Below are 21,544 nucleotides of genomic sequence, written 5' to 3'. Positions count from 1 at the left end.
GGAATGCGCCTCCGCTCACTCTCCCAACTGTTGCTGGCATCAGCGTTTACGGTTTCTGTCCATGCCGCGGTCTCCCTTCCATCGGACAATTCGGCCTCGCTTCCGGCAGCGGCCGAGGGCCCGGCCAAGGAAGCGATCGACGCTTTCCAAGCCGGTCGTCATACGAAGGCGGTCGAACTCGCCACTCCGCTTGCCGCGCAGGGCAATGCCGAGGCGCTCTACCTTCTCGGCTTTGCTTCCGAGTCCGGCAAGGGCGCGGAGATCTCCAAGGAAAAAGCCCTCGAATACTATCGCAAGGCTTCCGCGCTGAAGCACAAGGACGCCACCTACCGCCTCGCCTTCATCCTGCTTGCTTCCGAGAAGGAAGAGGAGCGCAACCAAGCCAAGGACGCGCTGGAAGCGGCCGCCAAGGATGATCCCGCCGTCGCCGCCCGTATTCTGGGAGAGGCCTACCTGCGTGGTCGTCTTTCGCCCACTGCCGACCCGGACAAGGCCGTTCATTGGTGGAAAAGCGCCTCTGATGCGGGCGACATCCCATCCATCCTCCTGCTCGCCCGTTTTTATGAGGGCCAGTTCGGCTTCCCGGAACTGAAGAATCCCAAGGAATCCTTCGCCTATTACGGCAAGGCCGCCGGTCTCGGGGACGCGGGTGCCATGGCCGCGCTCGGATCGCGCCTCCTCAGCGGTGACGAAAAGAGCCGCGACGAGAAGAAAGGCCGCGAGTGGCTGAAGAAAGCCATCGATGCCAAGGAGTATTCCGCCTACCTCGTGCTCGGCGACTATGAGGAGAACGTCAAAAAGGACCTGAAGGCCGCTCTCAGCGAGTATGAACGCGGCAAGGATGCGGGCCAGATCGACTGTATCCTGCGCACCGCGGATTTCTACATCCAGGGGAAAGGCACCGAAAAAGACCCCGCCCGTGGTCTCGCCTTGCTTGAAAAGGCCGCCGAGGGTGGAAACCCGGCCGCGAATTTCCGCCTCGCCGTGCAGACGCTCTCCACGGACAAGCCCGACCTGCTCGTCGGCTACAAATACCTGCTCGCCGCCGCGAACGGCAATCTCGCGGAAGCCCAGAACGAGCTCGGCCTGCTCTACCTTTCGGGAAAGCTCGCCAGCGCGGACAGCGCGGCCGGTGTCGCATGGCTCACCCGAGCGGCGCAGGGCGGTTATGCCCAGGCCCAGAACAATCTCGGCACCCTTTACGAGCGCGGCGCCGCCGGACTGCAGCAGAACATCGAAAATGCCGGCCAGCTCTACACGCTCGCCGCGAACCAAGGCAACGCACCGGCGACCCTTTCCCTCGCGCGGCTCCTCAACGAAGGCATCGGTACCAAGGCGGACCCCGTGAAGGCCTGGGCGCTGGCCTCCCTCGCCGAAGAACGCGGGGATGAGAATGCCAAAAAGCTTCTCGACGACATTTCCGGCAAGCTCGACGAAAAGGAGAAGGCGGAGGCGAAAAAGCAGCTTGAGGATATCAAGTCCGGCAAAAAGGCTCCCGAGCCGAAAGCCGGAGCAGCTCCCGCCGCGCCCGCACCCGCGCCGAAGAAGGCCAAATAAAGCGTCTCCATCCATGGCCCGCCCCGGTCGCCCGGCGGCGGGCTTTTTCGTGCCTCCGCATTCCCTCTTGCCACGTTTGCCGCTCCGTCCAAACTCTCTCCGTGAAAGTCCTCCTGACCGCCGGCCCGACCCGCGAACCGATTGATCCGGTGCGTTTCCTGACGAACCGTTCGTCCGGGAAGATGGGCTACACCCTCGCCGGTGCGTTCCTTCACGAAGGGCATTCGGTCCTGCTGATTTCCGGTCCCACGAATCTGGATGTGCCGGACGGTGTTGATTTCATTCCGGTCGAGACCGCCGCCGAAATGCATGATGCCGTCGCCCGCTACATCGGGAAAATGGATGTGGCGGTTTTTTCCGCCGCTGTTGCGGATTACACACCGTCAGGCGTCCGGTCGCAGAAGATCAAGAAGTCCGGCGACACCCTCACGCTGGAACTTGTCCGCACCGCCGACATCCTCGGCTCGGCCCGTGAGAAATTCGGATTTACCGGAACTCTTGTGGGTTTCGCCGCGGAGACCGAGAATCTCGAAGCGAACGCCCGCGAAAAGCTGGTGCGGAAGCAATGCGACCTCGTCATCGCCAACGATGTCTCCCAGCCGGGCATCGGCTTCGACTCAGATGAAAACCAGGTCCTTCTTGTCTATCCCGACCGCACCGAAACATTGCCACGCGCTTCGAAAGTGGAGCTTTCTCTCACACTGGTCGACGCCATCGTGGGTATTAAGAAGTTGAGGGTTGATGGTTGAGAGTTGATAGCAAAGAACCATCGCCCACTCGCTCTCACTCCGTCCGCTTCATCTTTCCCTCAACTTTCAACCATCAACTCCCAACCTCTTCCATGAACGACCTCGCCCTCGCCACCCACGCCGCCCACGAAGCGGGCAGACTTCTCCGCAAATACTTCGGCACCGACACCGTCGTCGATGAAGCTTCCGATCACGACATCAAGCTCGCGCTCGACAAGGAATCCCAGGATCTGATCACCCGGATCCTCCTCGGCGCGCGCGAGGGCGACGCGCTCTACGGCGAAGAGGGCATCGCCGGGAATCAGGAGTCCGACCGTCAATGGATCGTGGATCCCATAGACGGCACCGTGAATTTCTATTACGGCATCCCTCACTTCTGTGTTTCCATCGCGCTCCGCGTCGGCGGGGAAATCGTTGTCGGTGTGATCCATGATCCCATGGTGGGCGAGACGTGGACCGTCGAAAAGGGCGGCCCCGCCATGCTGAACGGCAAACCCGTCACCGCCAGCAAGCGTGACAAGCTCTCGGACTCCATCCTCTATGTGGGCAGTGGCAAAGATGGCGACTCCCTCCGCACCGGAGTGGAGCGTTTCCACCGTGCCTCCGTGCGCGCCCGCAAGATGCGCATGATGGGCTCCGCCGCCCTCGGGATGGCCTACCTCGCCAGCGGTCGTCTCGATGGTTATATCGAGTCCCGCATTTCCCTTTGGGACATCGCCGCGGGCCAGTTGCTGGTCGAGACGGCAGGAGGAAAGGTCGAACTCACTCCGATCGCCGGGAAAGGCGACGCGTATGGCATCGTCGCGACCAACGGACTGATTCCGGTGGACGAGATCCTCTGACATGACCGCGGCGGAGGATTCCATCGGGAGTTTTCCGCATTCCCATCCATCACCACCCATCACTCTTCCAATGACCGGCATCGGCTACGACGTCCACCAATTCGCAGAAAACCGCCCGCTGGTGCTCGGCGGTGTGACCATCCCCCACACCCACGGATTGGCCGGCCACTCGGATGCGGACGTGCTTTGCCATGCCATCGCGGATGCCTTGCTCGGAGCCATGGGGCAGCCGGACATCGGTTTCTTTTTCCCGCCCGGGGATCCGGCGTGCAAGGACATCAGCTCGTTGAAGATCCTCGTGAAGTGCCGCGAACTCGCCGCCGAAGCAGGGCTGAGGATCATCAACGTCGATTCCACTCTCATCGCGGAAGCGCCGAAAGTCCTGCCCCATCGCGACGCCATGCGGAGGAACATCGGCGAGGCGCTCGGCATCCCGCCCGAGCGGGTGGGCATCAAGGCGACCACGAACGAAACCATGGGTTTCATCGGTCGTAGGGAAGGCATCGCGGCGATGGCGGTGGCGCAGGTGGATTGAGTGGAGCGCCGGCTTCAACCGGCCCGCACGTCGGGACCCGTCGAACAATGCCGAAATGTGTTTGGTCGTGGCAGCCAGGCGGCTATCAGACCGGCGGCAGGCGGGTGCGTGGAAACCGGGGCGGAGTCCTCGGACCGCGTGCGGCTGGCCGCCGCTTTCCGTAATCCGCCTGCTGGCACGGAGGAGCCCAAGCGAATGACTCCATTACTCCGCCGGCTGTTGCAAAGGGGATGATATGCAATGATGCATCCGCACCGTCCGTCCGGCCAGCAAGCTGGCAGATAAAAGCGGCAGCGGGCTGCGCGCAGTCCAAGGTTTGGCGACTCAATCCGAAACTCACATCATACGATCATGTCGGTGGTGCCTGGCTTATCATGTTATCTCTAACATGGACTCATGGCCAAAGCATGTCCGACATATCAAGTAGGGGATTGACGGATGTCGTGTTTTCGTGCATCCCGGTTCGTCATGTTTTTGTTTCAATTTCATTCCTGATTCTTCCGGACGGCTCGCAGGGCGAGCCACCCGTTAGAACATGCGCACCGCGTTGGCGCGCATGACCTTGTTTCCGGCCGGCTGCTTTCCGCAGGGGCTGGTCATGTTCAAATTTATCAGGAAATCATCATGTCTCATTACCCGTATTCGGGAGAATCGCGCCTGTCCATATACATCACTCCGGCGATCGCTCGTGGAGAGCCTTGGACCGCGCGCCACCTATCCAACAACAATCTCCGCCAGCATTGCCACTCGCTTGCCCGGATCTTCCGTGGTCCGCATCCGCTGACACAACCCATCCGCGATCCCTGTGCCCGGCTTCTGGCCGCGATAGAAGAAAAATGCAACCTGCTCACCCGGGTCCACCCCTCGGAATATCAGCTCATCCCGGTTCTGACCCGTATTTCCGCCTATGCGGAGAAATGGATCCGCCAGCCCGAAACCTGGAGCGGAGACCGCTCGGAAGATCCGCGGGCCGTCATTCGCAGCCTTCTGGGCCACCTCTTCATGCTCTGGGAAGTGCCGGAGTTTTTTGACAACGCATGGCTGGTGAAAGGCGAGCTCCGCTATCTGGAGCGCGATTGGTACTGCCACTTCGCCCTTGGCGGAAGTTTGAGGAAAGTCCGGGGCATGCCGCCATCGATCACCTCGCGCGCGCTGCATCTGGCGATGCGGGCGCCCCGTGATCTGACCATCCGCCAGGCGTTGCGCTGGGGACAGGTGAGATCATCGGGCGGTGGGGAGGAATGGCTGGCGGAGGTATCATCCAGCAGGATGGTCAGGGATCTTTCCAATGATGCGATATGGTCGCGATTGCTGGAGAAACTGATCCGCGCGAAAGATTTCGATCCCGGGCATTTCGGATTGATCGCGGATACCTTGATCGAAGTCATGGAAAGGGAGCATGTTTCACGGGCGGAATCATTGACCGCATTGCCACTCGATGAACTGTTGCGATACAGCCGCCGCTATTGGCGGACATTGCTGAGGTTGGTCCGTATCGAAATGCCGGGCAGCCGCAATGATATCAACTGCCGGCACCTCAGAGCGGAGCTTCACCAGATGAATGGAAACCGATGGGCGTGTCTGCCACGTTCCAGGACATTTGAATCCGTGCACGAGGAAGGAGGCATGTCTTCCCGTTTCCGGATCGTGGAACTCACCCACCAATGGCAGCTCGTGGCAGAGAGCCGGGCGATGAAGCACTGTATCCATACCTATGGCCGGGCGTGCAAGGCGGGACGGTGTTCCATCTTCAGCGTCCGGCAGGAAGAGACGGTCGGAGGGAGAACCATCACCACCAGCCATCTCACCATCGAGGTCGACCGGCGGTCCCGCAGGATCCTTCAAACCCGGGGCCGCAGGAACCGGCTTGTCACGGCCCGTGAGATTCCCATGCTCCGCAAATGGGCGGATGCGATAGAGCTGACATTCCCGATTTAGAATATCGGCCAAAAATAGCCCGGTGGAGTTTCCACCGGGCGATTGTTGTGATTGTGTGAAATCGCTCAGGCGACGGCGGTGCCGAGCACTTCGCGCACCCGCCCGGCGATGACGTCGGCGAGCTGCGCCTCGCCTTCCTCGCGGAGGAAGTCGCAGTAATTCCCCGCGACGGCTTCGAGGTCGTCGGCGTATTCAGGGCCCAGCGCTTCGTAACCGGAAAGGGATTTTTCAAAATGGCGGCGCGCCCACGAGCGGTCACCGGTGTTCAACAGGGCGAGGGCGAGGTTGTTATGGGATTGGGCGGTATCCGGGTGTTCCTCGCCGAGCAGGTTCCGGCGGGTTTCCAAGGCGATCATGTGCATCTCGCGCGATTGCTCGTGGAAGCCCGCGGCCTGGTAGAGCGCTCCGAGGTTGCTGGAGACGGTGGCGGTTTGTTCGTGCTCCTGGCCTAGCTGGGAGTGTGAGATTTCCAGCGCCCTGAGGAAGTGGGATTCCGCGGTGTCCAGATCGCCGTTCGCCTTGGTGATGAAACCGAGGTTGTTCGAGATGGTGGCGATGTCCAGCAGCAGCGGGGGATCGTTTTTTTCGAAGAACTCGATGGCTTTCTGCCAATGGTTCACGGCGCGCGCCTCGATTCCCAGACCATCATAGGCCGCGCCGAGGGCGGCGTGCAGGCGGCCGACCTGGTCGAAGCGGTCGGGGCGATCCTGCAACTGGTCGATCGCCTGCCGGTAATCGTCCCGGGCTTCTTCAAATTTTCCCAATTCCCGCTGGATGTCGCCGCGGATTTCAAGAGCGGAGGCGAAGGCGTCGATGCTGTCGAGGTCGGGACCCAGGCTTTGCTGGGTTTTTTCCACGGCGGCGGATGCGGCGTGCAGCGCCTCGTTTAGATTTCCGGCGTCGCGCAAGGATTCCACGCGGTCTTGCAAAATGCCGATGAGGGTAGCGGTTGGAGAGTCCATGGTTTTTGGGATTGGAGCTAGTATCGGCGATTTTTTTGCTCTGACTAGCTGAAATCTCACAGCGGGCCGAGTCTTTCCAGAAGTTCCTTCCTTGAAGCGGGAAGTGTGCCGAGGGCGTCCCGGAGTGAGATTTCCGCCGGGCTGCGTTCATGGGAAACCCCGAGCAGGCGCGCGAGTTCCGTTTCAAAATGACGCAGCGCGCGCAAACTGGCCGGTGCGGCGTCCAAGTGGTCCAGCGCGCGCCGCAGCAGATCATGGAGTTCCGGTTCGGAATGTTCCGGCTCCACCGCGGATTCCAGCAGTTGGCAGCAGTAGGCGGCGAGCAGGGTGGAGCTGTAGCTTTTCCGGAGTCCCTCACGCCAATCAAGGATGGAGACTTCCCGCAGGGTGTGGAGTTCCCCGCCGCGCGAGCGGCTGAACGAGATCTCGCCTCCGAAAAACAAGTCGAGTTTTCCGGCGAAAGGACTTCTTGACCGTCTCGCTCCCTTGGCCACGGTTTTGACGAGTCCGTGTGCTCCGGTGAACCAATGCACGATGAGGCTGGTTTCGGTCAGGCGGGTGAGCCGGATGGCAATGGCGGCGGTGGTATCCACGGGATAAATTTCAATGATTTCCGGCAGAGCGGCGGGAGTTTTAACAACGGTCCCGGGCTTGAAATGTTACAGTATTGATATACGTTTAATATTGAATTGCTTGCGGGACACAAGCAGTCGCGGATGAAGGATGGGGCGGACTAAAAAGTGCCGAAAAGGTACATTGACCTTCCGGGGTATTGGCCATGAGATTTAGGGTCTTCTGTTTAAGAGTCTAACATTTTGCTAAGGATCATCCGGTCAAACCAAACGTGGCGTGTCGTCGAGTCAAACTCGGGGGAGAATCACTGCCTTGAGCGTCTTGCGTTCAGCAAGGGGTACCGGGTTGCGGACGTGTGCCGGGCGCTCGGTTGCAGCAACCGGTACCTGCACATCCTGTTCGTCCGGGATATCGGACTGCCGCCGAAGCACTGGATGAAGCTGGAGCGGATGGTGGTGGCCCGCAGGAAGTTGGAGGGCGGAAAATCTCCGGAGGAAGTCGCCAGGGATCTGGGATTCATGTCCCTGCACACCTTCTGCCGCCAGTTCTACCTCTATTATCAAACCTCACCGGACAAGTTCCAGCGGGACCGCCATGTGTTCGACCCGTCCAAGGGGCATTCGTGAGATGTGTTGAGGCGTTCGTCAGCGCTTCGGAATGACGAGCGACTGGCCGGGACGGATCAGGGTTCCGGAAATGCCGTTTTGTGCCTTGATGGCCGAGACCGAGGCTCCCGTGCGGCTGGCGATGGCGGAGAGAGAGTCGCCCTGTTTCACGACATAGCGGGTGGATTTGGGTTTGGGTTTTGGCTTGGCCTTGACCAGAACGGGCTTCGGCTTGGGCTTCGGTTTGGAGCTGCTGGCGGAGGGGGTTTCCAAGGGGCGTGTCCTGACCACCACCTGGGTGGGCTTGGCCGTCGTGGATTTGTTCTTCGCGATCTGGGTCTGGCCGATGGTCGGAACGGGCTTGTTCACAGAGGCGGAAGAGGTCACCAACGGCACCGAATTCTGCGGAGGCTGGTCGTTCCGGGCAATTTCCGGGAGCTCGTCGCTCTTGAGTTCGTGAGGCGAGGGGGAACCACCGCTCTTCCGCCATTTCGCGGGATTGTCAGCCCATTCTTCCACGTAATTGCCGTTTCGGTCGAATGGGCCGGTGGAGGCTTGGGGATTTCCACCGCCGCCACTGTTTCCACAGCTGGAAAGGGCGAGCGCGAACACGCAGGATACGAGCGTCCAAAGAACCGGTTTCATGCGCGGGATGATGATGCTTCGGGCGATTTTGGCAAAACATTGTTAAAGTGACCGAATATTTTTTGATGTGAAATCGGAAATGCGACCGCCTGAATTTCTGCCTTGTGCCGGTGGCCGTGGTCTGTCAGTGAATCGGAGGTAAGGACGTGAGGGGCATTAGCTCAGTTGGTAGAGCGCTTCGTTCGCAATGAAGAGGTCAGGAGTTCGAATCTCCTATGCTCCACGTCTTTGAATCCATTGGGATCCAGTGGTTTTTGTTGTTTATCCCATCTTCCCGGGAGACCGGTTGACCGTCTCTTTAGCCTGATCCGGCCAAAGAAAGAGGACGCTTTTCGAGGAGAGCTTTGCGAGGTGGAACCAGCAAAACAAACACCCGAAAAATGACACAGCGTGGAGCGGTCGTTCGGTCGGGAAATGGGCCAACCCCGCGTGCGGCGCATGGATCACAGCCCTTTGGAAAATTTCCAGGACATCAGGCACTTGATCATGTCTCCCTGCCTTACGTAGCGGTGCCACACGTAGGACAGGTCGAAAATCAGGATCGAGAGCCACCAGAGGTAGCAGAAGGCAAGCCAGGACAAGATCATCGGCCACACCGATGGGGTGACATTCAGGACCTTTAGAAAGTTGGCGTAGTCCTGTTGCACTTTCATGTAAGCCTTCACACGGAACTCCTTAGCGGCTGCCGCGGGCACCGCGGCATTCCCTCCCGTGACCCTTGGGGCTGGCACAGCCCTCTCCAGATCCGCCGCATCAGAAGGGGAGGGGGCCGGGTCGCCTTGGGAGGCATCGGCGCCAATATCTTTCTCGGCGAGTTGCTGGATAATTTGTTCGTTTTTCCGCTTCTCAAGATCTGAAAGCTGGATTTTTTCCGCCGTCTTTTCGGGCGATTCTGGTAGAGTCTCTTCGAGACGCCGTTCCACCTCATCGACAAACCCGACGATGAAACGGGGCATCCTTCGCCCTTTCTTGGTTTTCGACAGGTCTCGGATGATTTCGTCTCCATGCTCCTTGGAAGGCTCCGGCAGTTCCCCGGGTTTGTAGGCACCTGCGACAGTTAAGTGGTGGAGGTATTTCGCACTTATCGCCAGGCCCAGGTTCTCCCGATTCCGCCGCACATCACCCAACGACGGGACGAACGCCATGATCAGAGTGATAACGGCTCCCAACAGCACCAAAGGGCGGGCTCCTTTGAACAACCAGCGCAACCGCCGCTCCCGGGGATCGCTCCGGTGGGAAAACTCTTTTGCCGTTTTGGTCTTCTTCGCTTTTTTCCGCGGGGATTGTATCCTCCCCAGCTTGTCGCTCGCCACCATCACGCCGAGGCAGGTTACAATCAGGCCGGTCGTTAGCATTGGTTTCGTCAACAAAGGGCCGACATCCAGTAAGGTAAGAATCATCTTTCCATCCACCAGGGACGCGCCGAGGGAGATCATGACGAAGGAGACCGGCCACCAGATCCAGCGGGGCCCTCCCAAGCGGTGCACCCGCGCTCCTGTCGTCGTACCCGCGAGCATCAGTGCCCATGCGCCAAACTCGAGCAGCAGATAACGCGCCGTGTATTCCTCAGATGCCGAAGAATCGCCCGTCAGCATCATCCTCATATAGTGGTCAACCGGCTCGATCGCCGGGGCGTAGTAAGAGGTGACTCCGCGCAGGAGGATGAACGTGGCCGCGCAAAGGAAGGTGGCGCTCAGCAGGAAGGGCAGGACAGCGCTGATGAAGCCGGTCATCCGGCGTGTACGTGGCGGCTCCACAGCTTCCACCCCGGGGTCTTTGGAGCTCCCGTCCGGAGCATTCACCACGTCCTGGATGAAGTGATTGAATAGGTCGACATCATCCCAGTAGTCATTATGCGCCTTGCCCGGCAGCAGGTAGCGGGTGAAGCCGATGTCGTGATGGGCGTCCTTGAAATCCTCCGGATCCTTGAATTCGAAAAGCTTGCAGACGCGTTTTCGGTAGCGTTCCTCCGCCTCGGGGTTGTTGGCCGGCTGTTTGCTGAAACGGGGGAAAACGAAGGCCTTCCGCGCGCCACCGCCCGCCGCCGGGACCGGTTTATCCGTGAGTTTTTCACCGCGCTCCAGCCATAACCGGATCGTATCCAGCTTGTAGCCCACCGGGTCCGCCAGGTCATAGTAATTGCGCCACTTGATTTGATCGTTGAGCAGCCCCCCGGCGGTCATCAGCTCCGCGGAGCGTCCCAGATCGAACTTTTCAAACAACTTCGGCCACAGGAGGAAATGTTTGTCGATCGGCGAGCCGATTGTCATGAAGCCCTTCACGTTGCCGAGCCACTTCAAAGGCTGGGAGGCGGGGGGATCTTCTTTCGGGTCGGTCACCCGCCTGCCATCCGCATACACCGCCGGATGAACGCGCTGCCCATGCAGCGCATTCAGCAGGCCCAGGAACGCCACCACGGAGCCCTCGCTGTGCGCCACCACGTGGATCTCCGCACCGGGGTGGCTCAGATGGATCGTCTCCATCGCCTCATGAAAGCGGCCGACGATATCGTTCCGGTAATATGAGAACTCCGTCACCAACTGCACGTCGCCCAGATATTCGTCCATCACCTCCCGCACGTCGAAGGACATCAGACCGGCTTTCTCGGCGAGCCACGACAGGTTCTCCAGCACGTATACGGTGTCGATGATCTCATCCAGCACCTCGGCCGCCAGTCCGAAGTCGGGTTCGACCAGCTTCCTGTGTGCCCGGTCCGGCTTGCCCCCGTCCTTGCCGTTCTTTCGAACGCCGTTGCCGCCGTGCGCAGCCTGACCGTGGTGCCTTTCGTAAAGCCGTTGCGCCCGTGCGACCACCGTCCGCGCCCACTCCTTGCTTTCCTCCATCGTGCGGCTCTCCGCCATCACCCCCTGCGGAATGTCCGCCCAGAACACTTCCGAGAAGCCGATTCCGCTCAGCTTTTCATCTCCATCCGGAATTTCATCGAAGGGGGAAACATTTGCCGCGGCGCCCACACCGGATGAGTAAAAATATCCCAAGGGATAAGACGACGACACCACTCCCGGCGCACCGGGAAGGTTCTCCGCGGCCATCAGGGTGACTGAGCGGATGGTCGAATTCCGGCTCTGTTTGCCGATCCCGTGCACCGCTACGATGATCTTCTTGTAGGCCTTTTTATCAGCGGGGGGAGGGTAAGGTGGAACCGGTGCCATGACCCGTGACCCACTACTCTATTGTTAGAGTGGTGTCGAGATATGTCTTGACGATTCGTTGGCGGAGTCCGCCGATTTTTTCGGTCCGTTGTTCCGAGACTGCGCTCCTTGAGCCTTCCGTCCCTCGTAAAGCGATCGCCTTTGCCAAATCATCAGGTTTCACCGGCCGGAATCCAACACATCAGTTGATTTTCCGGATGAAAGTCTGCCAAATGCGGCGAATGACAAGCAAGGCACCCCGTCCGGTTCTGGTTCTCACCACGGCAATTTTGATGACCGGTGCCGTCACGGGCAGCGCGGACATCGTGGACCGCGACGGAGGCATTTCCGCCCGCGATACTTCCGCCGTGCTTCCCTCCGACACTCCGTTGGCCGACGTGGTGGACACGATGATCGGCGTGGCCGGGGGCGCTGGTACGGGTTCGACAGTGCCGGGTCCGTGCCTTCCGCAGTCGTCGCTTTATCCCAGCCCGGACACCGTTGTCGCGGCGGCGGGCGGGTTCGCGGCGGGCAGCGATGTGGTCGGCTTCTCCCAGCTCCATGCGACGGGAGCGGGATCGAGCACCATGTCATATGGAAATTTTCTCGTGTCTCCGAGGATCGGCGCGAACACCGGCACGCTGGAGGATGACAATGCTTCCCCGGTCGCCAACGTGGTCGCCCGCCCCTATTCGTATCGCGGCCGCCTCACCACGCCGGGCATCGACTGCACGATCGTGCCGACCGCGAATTGCGCGATCTACCAGTTCGATTTCCCGGCCTCGTCCGATGCCCGCCTCTATTTCGACGTGGCCCGCAAATTGAACGGTCCGACGGCACTCACCAACGGCTCCGTCGAGGTGGATCTGGCGAAGGGAACGATCAAGGGAGGAGGCGGTTTCGATGGCAACTGGAGCCCCGCCGCCTACAACCTCTATTTTTACGCGAAGGTGGACACCGCTCCAGCCGCCGGTGGAACGTGGATCAACGACACGCCTGCGGATGGCGTCCTGGCCGCCACGACATCCACCCGCCAGCGCATCGGTTCGTGGGTGCGTTTCGACACCCGCTCGAACCGCACGGTGCGCATGAAAATCGGCGTCTCCTTTCAATCGGTGGAAAAGGCGAGGGAGTATGTCGAGAGGGAGATTCCCGCATGGGACCTGGCCGGTTTGGAAACGGTTGCAAAGAGCCGTTGGAACGACGTGCTTTCCGCGGTGCGGACGCCGGGCATCCCCAAGGAAGAGGCGCGCAGGCTCTACACCGCTCTTTTCCACAGTCTCATCCAACCGCGCGACCGCACCGGTGATCCTGCCGGCTGGCCGGCGGACGCCTCGTTCTGGGATGACCAATACACGCCGTGGGATACCTGGCAGACCCTCTATCCGCTGCTGGCCATCATCAAGCCGGAGTCCGTCGCCTCGATCGTGAATTCATTCGGCGAGCGTCATGAACGGAACGGCAGGGCGGAAACGGCGTTCATCATGGGCAAGGACTTCCAGGTCGGGCAGGGTGGGGACGAGGTGGACCGCATCATCGCCGACGCCTGGGGGAAACGCATCCCCGGCATCAAGTGGGAGAAGATCTGGCCGCTTCTCAAATTCAACGCGGGCCGCCGGACGCCCGACTACCTCAAACTGGGTTACGTTTCAACCGATGGCAGGAGGAACGGCTACGACTCGCGGATGTCCTCGGCCTCGTCCACGATGGCGTTCGCGCATGGCGACTGGTGTGCGGCACAGGTCGCCGCAGGCCTCGGCCACACCACCGAGGCGCGTGCGCTGCTGGCCCGCTCGGCGAACTGGCGGAACGTGTGGGACGCATCCTTGGCGGGGGATGGTTTTTCCGGCTTCGTGCGTGGTCGGGCAAAGAACGGGAAATTCAGCACCACCGCTCCCACCGGGAACATGAAGGATTTTTATCAGGGAACGTGCTGGAACTATTCCTTCAATGTCTTCGACCGCGACGCGATGATCGGGCTGATGGGCGGGCGTGCCCGTTTCATCCAGCGGCTGGAGTTCGCGTTCGGCCGGAATGACACCAGCTATCTCGACTTCGGCAACGAGGTGAACCTTCAGGCGGTGCCGCTGCTGGCGCGCGTGTCCCGCCCGAACCTCGCGGCCTTCTGGGCCGACAACGTGCGCCGGCGTTATGGTGCCGATGGCTATCCCGGTGACGAAGATTCGGGCGCGATGGCATCGCTGTATTTTTTCCTCACCGCCGGATTCGTTCCCGCGGCCACCGAAGGAACCTACTACCTGCACGGCCCCCGCGTGCCGCGTCTCGAGTTCGGTGTCGGCGGAGGGAAATCCTTCACGATCACCGCTGAAAACGCGGGTGGCGCGAACATCTACGTGCGGTCCGCCACTCTGGACGGCCAGCCGCTCGACACACCCGTGATCCGGCATTCGGACATCACCGGTGGCAGGAAGCTGGCCTTCGTCATGGGACCGGAGCCCACCACCTGGGGGACCGGGGGAGACTTCGCCGCCCCGGCGCGACGGCACATCGGACATCCGGTCGAGGGTCCTTGGGTTGCTTCGCTTGGCTCGCCGTCGATTTCCGGTCCGTCCACCGATTCTCCGGCATGGGGTGGCGCGGACAAGACGGCGGTCCACTCCGCTTTTCCCCGCGTGACGCTTGATCGTGCTGGGGCTTCCGTCACCCTGGCGGCGGCGGTGAAATTCAGCGGCCTCGCCACCGGCGGGACCGCCTCTTCTCCGCCGTTCTCATGGGGGCTTTTCCACTCAAACGGTGGGAACGGGATCACGGGTTGGGCGGGCTATTCGGCAGGCGGCGGAACGGATGCCTCCGCAGGTCCGTCGATCTGGAGAAGGAATGATGGTGATGCGGCGGCGTATCACTCCCTGGCAGGGGCGACTCCGCTGGGATCCTCCACCCTGCCCGTGCCTGCGTTCAAGGATGACACGTATCGCCTGATCCTCACCTTGGCACGCACCGCCGCCGGAGGGCTCGACTATCACGCTGCGCTCATCCGGGAATCCGACAACGTCCTTTTCACACAGCTCACCGGTTCGGATCCGGCCCCGGCCACTTTCAGCTTCGACCACGTCGGCTTTCACGCGGGTGCCGTGGATTCGATCGAAGTGATCCGATGCGGCATCATCGGCGGCTCCGTCACCGCGGAGGAGAAGGCTGTCCAGCTTCCGGCGGTCGATCGTTGAGCGGGGTGTTGCCGTACCACAAGGGTGGGGTTGTCTCGGGAACCCGCAGGTCCGACCTGAGCTTTTGCAGGTCGCGGGTGAGTTCCTCGCGGGTGGCCGCATAGGCAGGATTGTCAAAGACGCTCAGCAGTTCCCGAGGATCGCTTGAGAGATCGAACATCTCCCAATAGGGAGCCGGTGCGCCTTCATAGCGGATGAGTTTGTAGCGGTCCGTGACGATGCCGTAGTGCGGACGGACGTGATGGGGCGTGGGAAATTCGTAGTACTGGTAGTAGAAGCTCTTCCGCCAGTCGGCGGGGGTGTTTCCGCCGAGCAGGGGCAGGAGGCTGCGGCCCTGCATGTCCGCCGGGACCGGTATTCCGGCGGCGTCCAGCAGCGTTTCGGCGAAATCGACATTCGAGACGATGGCACCGCTGCTGCCACCCGGCTTGGCATGGCCGGGCCACCGCACGAGCAGCGGCGTGCGGAGGGATTCCTCGAAGATCCAGCGCTTGTCGAACCAGCCGTGCTCGCCGAGGAAGAATCCCTGGTCGCTGGCATAGATGACGATGGTGTTTCCGGCGAGGCCCTCGTCGTCGAGGTATTTCAACACACGGCCCACGCTTTCATCGACGCCACGGACGCAGCCGAGGTAGTCGTGCATGTAGCGTTGGTATTTCCAACGGACCAGATCGTCCCCCACGGGAGGGTTTTTGCGGAATGTCTCGTTACGAGGTCCGTAGTAGTCATCCCACGGCTTTTTCTGTTCCGGTGTGAGCCGGGCGGGAGGGATGAGCTTGGTGTCCCGGTCCGTCAGCGTTTTCGCCAGGGTCATGTCCTGGTCGCGCACGGCGGCGCCGCGGCCCTTGTAGTCATCAAAGAGGGTGGGGGGCTCAGGGTAGACCCGGCCGGCGTCGTGATCCAGGTGGCGCAGGGCGGGTTCCCATTCGCGGTGGGGTGCCTTGTGCTGGCACATGAGGAGGAAGGGTTTCGTGCGGTCCCGGTCCTTGAGCCAGCGCAGGGATTCGTCGGTGATGAGATCCGTGACGTAGCCGGAAAGCGGGACGCGCTTGCCCATGCGGATCATCGGCGGGTTGTAATAAACACCCTGCCCGGGCAGGATCTGCCAGAAATCGAAACCGGTGGGGGCGCTTTCAAGGTGCCATTTTCCAACGAGCGCCGTCTGGTAGCCGGACGCCTGGAGAAGCTTGGGAAACGTGGTCTGCGAAGGATCGAACCGGGAGTTCGTGTTGTTCGGGAAACCGTTTAGATGGCTGTATTTCCCGGTGAGCACACAGGCGCGGCTGGGGCCGCAGATGGAGTTGGTGACGAGGCACCGGTCGAACCGCATGCCCTCCCTGCCGATGCGGTCGATGTTGGGTGTCTCGATGAGTTTCTTCGGGTCGTTGTAGGCGCTGATGGCCTGGTAGGCGTGGTCATCCGAAAAAATGAAGACGATGTTCGGAGGAGCCGCCGCCGCCGATCCCAGGCAGAAGAGGAGGAGGGTGGAGATCCGGAGGAATTTCATGGTCGGAAGTGTGAAGGGCAGGACAACGGCTCCGGAGAGATGGATCTTGCTGCGGAATGTCCGCAGGCCTCTCCGGCCTGCGGTCTTGTCCCGCCTGTTGTCATCCTGCCGCACTCTCATCTCGCCCCCAGCACCAGTTCCACCGATTCGATCTCCCCCTTGAACGGAACGGCTTTTTCGTAAGGGCCGACCGGTGCGGCATCGTCGCCACCCACTACCAGGCCGTCCTTCGGTGTGGCGGAAATGAGACCCGCCCGTTTGCCGGAGGCTTGTTTTTCACCGACGGAGAGGGTGGTCGTGCCATCCGCCTTCAGGGACGCGACGGCCGTCACCGTTCCGCCGACGGGTTCGTCCAGGGAAACGCTGCTGATGTTTCCCGGACTGCGGAGGAAAAACGTGAGTTTGCCTTTGTTGATCGAGAGCGAGTAGCCGAGATTCGCCCCGCCTTGGGAGATGATGACACCATCCTCACCGGTGGCGGTGAACTTCGCGGTGAGGTCCAGGCTGCGGTTGGCGACGTCCGGAGCGGCGCTGCGCTGGAGTTTCTCGCCGTTCTTGAGGGTGAAGCGGGTGTTCTTGTTCGGTTTCGCATCCTGGCCGTTGTTTTTACCACGCCATGCGCCGAGGGGCAGGACGTTCGATGCAGAGGCCCAGCCCTGCCATTTTTCGGAAAGGGATTTCACGACCTCTGGCCGCGAGGACGCGAGGTCGTTCTGCTCGCTGCGGTCGGTGGCGAGGTCGTAGAGACGCCAGGGTTGGTTTTCGAGGGCGACGAGTTTCAGGTCTCCGTAGCGGACGGCGCGGTTGCCTTCGTGTTCCCAGAAAAGCGGTTGGGTGCGGGCGAGTTTCTCGTGCTTGAACGCGGGTTGCAGGCTGATGCCGGCGCGCGGGGTGATGGCCTTGCCCTTGAATGTTTCCGGGTAGGCGGCACCGGCCACGTCAACACAAGTGGCGAGGATGTCGATGATGTGACCGGGCTGTTTTTCAAGCGCGCCGCGTTGGTGGGCGGCGATGCCCTTCGGCCAGTGGGCGATGAGCGGTGTCGAGATGCCGCCTTCGTCGGTGTAGTGCTTGTAGCGGGTGAACGGCGTGTTGTTCAGCGTGGCCCAGCACTGGCCGATGAAGACGGTGGAATCCACATCGCCGAGGTTCCTGCCGTCGGACCGGCCTTGCACGCCGGCCTCCGCATTGCCGCCGTTGTCGCTGAGGAAGAGGATGAGCGTGTTGTCGAGCTGGCCGCGCTGCTTGAGGCCGTTCACGAGATCGCCGACGGCGCGGTCCATGCGTTCCAGCACGGCGGCGTAGACGGCCATCAGGTGGTCGTAGCGGTCCTGTTGCTCGGGGGTGAGGCTATCCCAGGCGGGCACTTCCGCAGGACGTGGCGAGAGCGGCCAGCTTTTATCGACGAGGCCTGCGGCGATCTGGCGTTGGTAGCGCTCCTCGCGGAGCTTGTCCCAGCCTTTCTTGAATTTTCCGCGCCAGCGGGCGATGTCCTCGGCGGGGGCCTGCAGCGGGAAATGCGGCGCGTTGTGACCGGTGTAGAGGAAAAACGGCTTTTTGGCGGCGATGGCCTCGTCGATGAATTTCAGGCCGAAGGACGTCCACAGGTCGCTGGAATACCAGTCCTTGGGCAGGGGCTCGCCGTTGCTGCCGATGTCCTTGCCGTTGTAGAAGAGCCGGGCGTTCTTCGCCTCGGGGAAAAAGAATCCGCCTGCGGCCGCGGTGAGCGTGCGCTGGAACCCGCGCTGGTCCGGCGTCACGCCGTGGTTCTGTCCGACGTGCCATTTCCCGGTCATCGCGGTGAAGTATCCCGCTTCGCCGAGCACTTCAGGGATGGTCACGGAGGTGTCGTTCAGGCGGCCGCTGTAGCCCGGGTAGGTTTTCCCGGATTCGTCCTTGCGTTCTTCCGTCATGTGGCCGACGCCCGCCTGGTGGGCGTAGAGTCCCGTCAGCAGCGAGGCCCGGGTGGGGCAGCAGCGCGCGCCATTGTAGAACTGCGTGAAGCGCAGGCCGTCCTTCGCGAGCTGGTCGATGTTCGGGGTTTTCAGTTCGCTGCCGTAACAACCGAGGTCCGACCAACCCATGTCATCCACGAGAAGGACGACGATGTTCGGTTTTTCCGTTTGGGCGAAAAGCGGGCTGAGGGTGGCGAGCAGGGTGCCCGCGAGAAGATGGATGGTTTTCATGAAGATGGAAAAAGATGATGTGGGTGTGAATGGGGTGTCGCGCGGTCAGTCCGCGTCCTCGTTCTGCTTGCGTTTTCCGCCGCCGCCCTTGCCACTGCCGGGCTTGCCGAGACCGGGTTTGTCCTCGGTTGGCAGGAGTTTTTGGAATCCTGCCTTTACGGAGTCGAACTCGCTGTTCTTCGCGAGGTTTTTCCATTCGTAGGGATCTTTCTCCTCATCGTAGAGTTCCTCAGAACCGTCCGCATAGCGGGTGTAGCGCCATTGGCCGGTGCGGATGGAGTGGTTGCCCTTCAACCAGGTCGTGAGAGCGTGGCCGGACCATTCGGCTTCGGGGTTCGCGAGCAGGGGCCGCAGGCTTCCGGCCTTCACGTGTGCCGGGGTGGGGATGCCGGCGAGATCGGTGAGGGTGGGGTAGATGTTCATGAAATCGACGGGCCGCTTGCTGATCGTGCCCGCCTTGGACACACCCGGCGCGACCCAGATGAGCGGCGCGCGGGTCGCTTCCTCCCAGAGGGAGAACTTCCGCCAGTGTTCCTTCTCGCCGAAGTGCCAGCCGTGGTCGCCGAAGAGCACGACGATGGTGTCGTCCGCGTGTTCCGAAGATGCCAGGGCGTCCAGCAGCCTGCCGATCTCCGCATCCGCATAGGAAACCGCGGCGAGGTAGGCCTGGATGGCTTCCTTCCAGCGGCCGGAATCCAGTATTTTTTTGTGATCGCCGTTGGGCTGGGCGATGGCGACTCCGGCAGGCGGGATGTCGGACAGATCATTCTCCTGAACCGGTGGCAGCTTGATGCTGTCGAGCGGATGCAGGTCGAAATACTTCTTCGGCACGAACCACGGCATGTGCGGCTTGTGGAGGCCCACGGTCAGGAGAAACGGCTTGTCGTGTTTTTTCCCAAGCTGGGAGATGCCGTAATCCACGATGCGGTGGTCGCTCAGTTCCGAGTCGTCGGCATTGATCACGCCGAAACGGATGCCACCCACGCCCTTGTCGCCATCCGGCTGCGGGCCGAGCGGGCCTTCGTCCTTCAGGTAATCATCCCATTCCGAAGTCCGGTCGAATCCGCCGTGGTAGAGTTTTCCCGAGCCGAGCGTGACGTAGCCCGCCTTGCGGAACGTGCTGATGAGGGACAGTTCCGGGGCGACGACCTTGCGCCAGTCGTCGCCATTTCCATACACGCCCGTCTGGTTCGGACGCAGGCCGGAGAGCAGGGAGGCGCGGGACGCGTTGCAGACGGGGGCGGCGCAGTGGCTGTTGGTGAAACTGACGCCGCGTGCGGAAAGCTTGTCGATGTTCGGGGTGACCGTCTGCGGATTGCGGCCGGTGTAGGAGACCCAGTGGTTCAGGTCGTCCGCGGCGATGACGAGGATGTTCGGCTTCTTTTCGGTTTGGGCGAACGCGGCCGCCGCGCTGACAAGAAGGATGAGCGGAGAAAGGAATTTCATGGGAGAGAAGGTCAGAATTGTCCCCAGACGGCGGGGGATTTGAATCCGGCGGGCTTGGCCTCGCTCTTCGGGGCGACGGCTTGGGCGGCGAGAGCATCGTAGCGTTCCCGGAGCTGCTTTACCTTGTCAGGATTCGCGGCGGAAACGTCGGTCTTTTCCGAAACGTCGGTGGCGAGATTGAAGAGCTCGATCTTGGTGTCGCCCGCTTTACCTTCCGCTTTCCCGGCTTCGTCCTCGGCGATGCGCGCGCCGCCGTTGACGACGAGTTTCCAATCGCCGATGCGGATGGCACCTCCTTTCGGGTTGGTGTTGATGAGGATCTCCCGGTCCGCGATGGTGCCGCCTTCGGTCAGGACGGGCAGGATGTCGCGGCCATCGACGGGGAGTTTCTGTTCGTTGCCGGATCCCGTGAGCTTCAGCAGGGTGGGATACCAATCCGCGACATGGAGCGGTGTGGAGATCGAGCTGCCAGCCTTGATTTTCGCCGGCCACGTGGCGAACGCTGCCACTTTCACGCCGCCGTCATAGACGCTGCCCTTGCCCGCGCGGAGCCGGCCGTTGTCCGAGAGTTTCTTCGGATTCGGGCCACCGTTGTCGCTGGAGAAAATGATGAGCGTGTTTTCGCGCAGCTTCTCGTCGTCGATGGCCTTGACGATCTCGCCCACGGCGTCATCGAGCGCGGTGATCATCGCAGCGTAGATTTTCCGGTTGCCCGTCAGATTCGGGTAAAGGGTCAGATAGCGGTCCGGCACCTGATGAGGACTGTGGACGCCGTTGAAGGGGACGTAGAGGAACAGCGGCTTGGATTTGTCGCGTTCGCGGACGAGGCGGGCGGCCTCCTTGCCGACGAGCTCGGTGGAGTATCCCTCGTCATGGTTTTCCTTGTCGTCCTTGTGCCAGTCGAACCCGTCGTCGCGCACATGGGTGAAGTAATCGAGCGCGCCGTTGTAGTGGCCGTACTGGTGGTCGAAGCCACGGTTGGTCGGCAGGTAGGGAGGTTTGAAATGGCCGAGATGCCACTTGCCGGTGATGGCCGTTTCATATCCCGCCTTCTTGAGTCCCTGTGGCAGGATCTGTTCTTCAAGGGGCAGGCCGTATTGCGCCCACGGGCGGACGACGCCGGTTTGGAACCCATAGCGGAAAGGGTATCTCCCCGTCATCAGCGCCCCGCGGGTGGGGGAGCAGACGGGCTGCACGTAGTATTGGTCGAGTTTTGCGCCGCTGTTGGCGAGTTTGTCGAGGTTGGCGGTCTTGATTTCAGGGTTCCGCCAGCCGACGTCGTTGCCGCCGAGGTCGTCGGCGAGCAGATAGATGATGTTGGGTTTCACCGGCTCCGCGAACAGCGGAAGCGAGAACAGGAACGATACGAGGATTCGGAATTTCATAAAAGGGATGGTGGAAAGGGACGGTCTTAAACCACCTGATGGCGGAAGAAGTTGCCCTCGGAGATTCAAGGGTGTGGGAAAACCAGACGGCGGTATCCAGTGGACTGGTCTTTCTCCGTCTTGCGCCCGAATGACGCGGTGTGCTCCGGGAGGTCCCGTGGAGCGGTGCGTGATTCGCGTTGATATCGTGGAGCGATAGTGCCGCGCCGCGCTGCGAGCGCAGCTTAAGCGAACCAATTGGTAGGTCAATTAAATACATTATAAAAACAGGTAAATTGAT

General features: G+C 61.3%; 15 protein-coding genes and 1 tRNA gene. 8 read left to right on the top strand and 8 right to left on the bottom strand.

The window, feature by feature from the left end:
* Positions 1–3 precede the first annotated feature (3 nt).
* The 5 genes from JIN84_RS03470 to JIN84_RS03450 all read left to right on the top strand — a co-directional run bounded on the left by JIN84_RS03470 (position 4) and on the right by JIN84_RS03450 (position 5,621).
* The gene (locus tag JIN84_RS03470; RefSeq protein WP_200349613.1) at positions 4–1,557 is read left to right on the top strand and encodes a tetratricopeptide repeat protein; all 1,554 of its coding nucleotides are present in this window, start codon (positions 4–6) and stop codon (positions 1,555–1,557) included.
* 101 nt (positions 1,558–1,658) lie between these two features.
* Positions 1,659–2,306: a phosphopantothenoylcysteine decarboxylase domain-containing protein gene (locus JIN84_RS03465; RefSeq protein WP_200349612.1), complete on the top strand. Its 648-nt coding sequence runs from the start codon at positions 1,659–1,661 to the stop codon at positions 2,304–2,306.
* Between the two features lie 92 nt (positions 2,307–2,398).
* Positions 2,399–3,148: an inositol monophosphatase family protein gene (locus JIN84_RS03460; protein ID WP_200349611.1), complete on the top strand. Its 750-nt coding sequence runs from the start codon at positions 2,399–2,401 to the stop codon at positions 3,146–3,148.
* A gap of 70 nt (positions 3,149–3,218) precedes the next feature.
* Positions 3,219–3,683: a 2-C-methyl-D-erythritol 2,4-cyclodiphosphate synthase gene (gene ispF / locus JIN84_RS03455; RefSeq protein ID WP_234043208.1), complete on the top strand. Its 465-nt coding sequence runs from the start codon at positions 3,219–3,221 to the stop codon at positions 3,681–3,683.
* Positions 3,684–4,307: 624 nt separating this feature from the next.
* On the top strand, positions 4,308–5,621 hold the full coding sequence (locus tag JIN84_RS03450; protein ID WP_200349609.1) for a PcfJ domain-containing protein: 1,314 nt from the start codon (positions 4,308–4,310) through the stop codon (positions 5,619–5,621).
* 65 nt (positions 5,622–5,686) lie between these two features.
* Here JIN84_RS03450 and JIN84_RS03445 read toward each other — a convergent pair whose 3' ends face one another.
* A complete protein-coding gene (locus JIN84_RS03445) occupies positions 5,687–6,583 on the bottom strand; it encodes a tetratricopeptide repeat protein (protein ID WP_200349608.1) in 897 nt (298 codons plus the stop codon).
* Positions 6,584–6,639: 56 nt separating this feature from the next.
* The gene (gene recO / locus JIN84_RS03440; protein ID WP_200349607.1) at positions 6,640–7,176 is read right to left on the bottom strand and encodes a DNA repair protein RecO; all 537 of its coding nucleotides are present in this window, start codon (positions 7,174–7,176) and stop codon (positions 6,640–6,642) included.
* A gap of 222 nt (positions 7,177–7,398) precedes the next feature.
* Here recO and JIN84_RS03435 point away from each other — a divergent pair, with 222 nt between their 5' ends.
* On the top strand, positions 7,399–7,782 hold the full coding sequence (locus JIN84_RS03435) for a helix-turn-helix domain-containing protein (RefSeq protein WP_234043161.1): 384 nt from the start codon (positions 7,399–7,401) through the stop codon (positions 7,780–7,782).
* Between the two features lie 18 nt (positions 7,783–7,800).
* Here the strand turns inward: JIN84_RS03435 and JIN84_RS03430 are convergent, their stop codons facing one another.
* Positions 7,801–8,406: a LysM peptidoglycan-binding domain-containing protein gene (locus tag JIN84_RS03430; RefSeq protein WP_200349605.1), complete on the bottom strand. Its 606-nt coding sequence runs from the start codon at positions 8,404–8,406 to the stop codon at positions 7,801–7,803.
* 150 nt (positions 8,407–8,556) lie between these two features.
* Between JIN84_RS03430 and JIN84_RS03425 the strand changes: the two genes are divergently transcribed.
* A tRNA-Ala gene (locus JIN84_RS03425) sits at positions 8,557–8,629 on the top strand.
* A 220-nt stretch (positions 8,630–8,849) separates the two neighbouring features.
* On the opposite strand, the gene JIN84_RS03420 is transcribed toward JIN84_RS03425, so the two are convergent.
* Positions 8,850–11,576 carry a hypothetical protein gene (locus tag JIN84_RS03420; protein WP_200349604.1) on the bottom strand — a complete coding sequence of 909 codons (2,727 nt, stop codon included), beginning with the start codon at positions 11,574–11,576 and terminating at the stop codon, positions 8,850–8,852.
* 197 nt (positions 11,577–11,773) lie between these two features.
* Between JIN84_RS03420 and JIN84_RS03415 the strand changes: the two genes are divergently transcribed.
* Positions 11,774–14,740 (top strand): glycoside hydrolase domain-containing protein, encoded by a 2,967-nt coding sequence (locus tag JIN84_RS03415; RefSeq protein WP_200349603.1) that lies wholly within the window; start codon positions 11,774–11,776, stop codon positions 14,738–14,740.
* Here JIN84_RS03415 and JIN84_RS03410 read toward each other — a convergent pair.
* The 4 genes from JIN84_RS03410 to JIN84_RS03395 all read right to left on the bottom strand — a co-directional run bounded on the left by JIN84_RS03410 (position 14,694) and on the right by JIN84_RS03395 (position 21,264).
* A complete protein-coding gene (locus JIN84_RS03410; RefSeq protein ID WP_200349602.1) occupies positions 14,694–16,247 on the bottom strand; it encodes a sulfatase family protein in 1,554 nt (517 codons plus the stop codon). The two genes, JIN84_RS03415 and JIN84_RS03410, sit on opposite strands and share 47 nt — an antisense overlap.
* 116 nt (positions 16,248–16,363) lie before the next feature.
* A complete protein-coding gene (locus JIN84_RS03405) occupies positions 16,364–18,433 on the bottom strand; it encodes an arylsulfatase (RefSeq protein ID WP_200349601.1) in 2,070 nt (689 codons plus the stop codon).
* Positions 18,434–18,478: 45 nt separating this feature from the next.
* Complete coding sequence (locus JIN84_RS03400; protein WP_200349600.1) at positions 18,479–19,879, bottom strand: sulfatase; 1,401 nt, start codon at positions 19,877–19,879, stop codon at positions 18,479–18,481.
* A gap of 11 nt (positions 19,880–19,890) precedes the next feature.
* Positions 19,891–21,264 carry an arylsulfatase B gene (locus tag JIN84_RS03395; RefSeq protein WP_200349599.1) on the bottom strand — a complete coding sequence of 458 codons (1,374 nt, stop codon included), beginning with the start codon at positions 21,262–21,264 and terminating at the stop codon, positions 19,891–19,893.
* Between the last annotated feature and the right edge of the window lie 280 nt (positions 21,265–21,544).

Origin of the sequence: Luteolibacter yonseiensis, assembly GCF_016595465.1 — a bacterium.
In the GTDB taxonomy this organism is placed as follows: Bacteria; Verrucomicrobiota; Verrucomicrobiia; order Verrucomicrobiales; family Akkermansiaceae; genus Luteolibacter; species Luteolibacter yonseiensis.
The sequence above is the reverse complement of the archived record's forward strand: the minus strand, read 5'-3'. Positions and strand labels throughout refer to the sequence as shown.

Coding starts and splice junctions, on each gene's coding strand:
- JIN84_RS03430 (WP_200349605.1), bottom strand. CDS start 8,406: ATGAAACCGGTTCTTTGGACGCTCGTATCCTGCGTGTTCGCGCTCGCC.
- JIN84_RS03420 (WP_200349604.1), bottom strand. CDS start 11,576: ATGGCACCGGTTCCACCTTACCCTCCCCCCGCTGATAAAAAGGCCTAC.
- JIN84_RS03450 (WP_200349609.1), top strand. CDS start 4,308: ATGTCTCATTACCCGTATTCGGGAGAATCGCGCCTGTCCATATACATC.
- JIN84_RS03445 (WP_200349608.1), bottom strand. CDS start 6,583: ATGGACTCTCCAACCGCTACCCTCATCGGCATTTTGCAAGACCGCGTG.
- JIN84_RS03470 (WP_200349613.1), top strand. CDS start 4: ATGCGCCTCCGCTCACTCTCCCAACTGTTGCTGGCATCAGCGTTTACG.
- JIN84_RS03400 (WP_200349600.1), bottom strand. CDS start 19,879: ATGAAATTCCTTTCTCCGCTCATCCTTCTTGTCAGCGCGGCGGCCGCG.
- JIN84_RS03405 (WP_200349601.1), bottom strand. CDS start 18,433: ATGAAAACCATCCATCTTCTCGCGGGCACCCTGCTCGCCACCCTCAGC.
- JIN84_RS03410 (WP_200349602.1), bottom strand. CDS start 16,247: ATGAAATTCCTCCGGATCTCCACCCTCCTCCTCTTCTGCCTGGGATCG.
- JIN84_RS03395 (WP_200349599.1), bottom strand. CDS start 21,264: ATGAAATTCCGAATCCTCGTATCGTTCCTGTTCTCGCTTCCGCTGTTC.
- JIN84_RS03460 (WP_200349611.1), top strand. CDS start 2,399: ATGAACGACCTCGCCCTCGCCACCCACGCCGCCCACGAAGCGGGCAGA.
- ispF (WP_234043208.1), top strand. CDS start 3,219: ATGACCGGCATCGGCTACGACGTCCACCAATTCGCAGAAAACCGCCCG.
- JIN84_RS03415 (WP_200349603.1), top strand. CDS start 11,774: ATGAAAGTCTGCCAAATGCGGCGAATGACAAGCAAGGCACCCCGTCCG.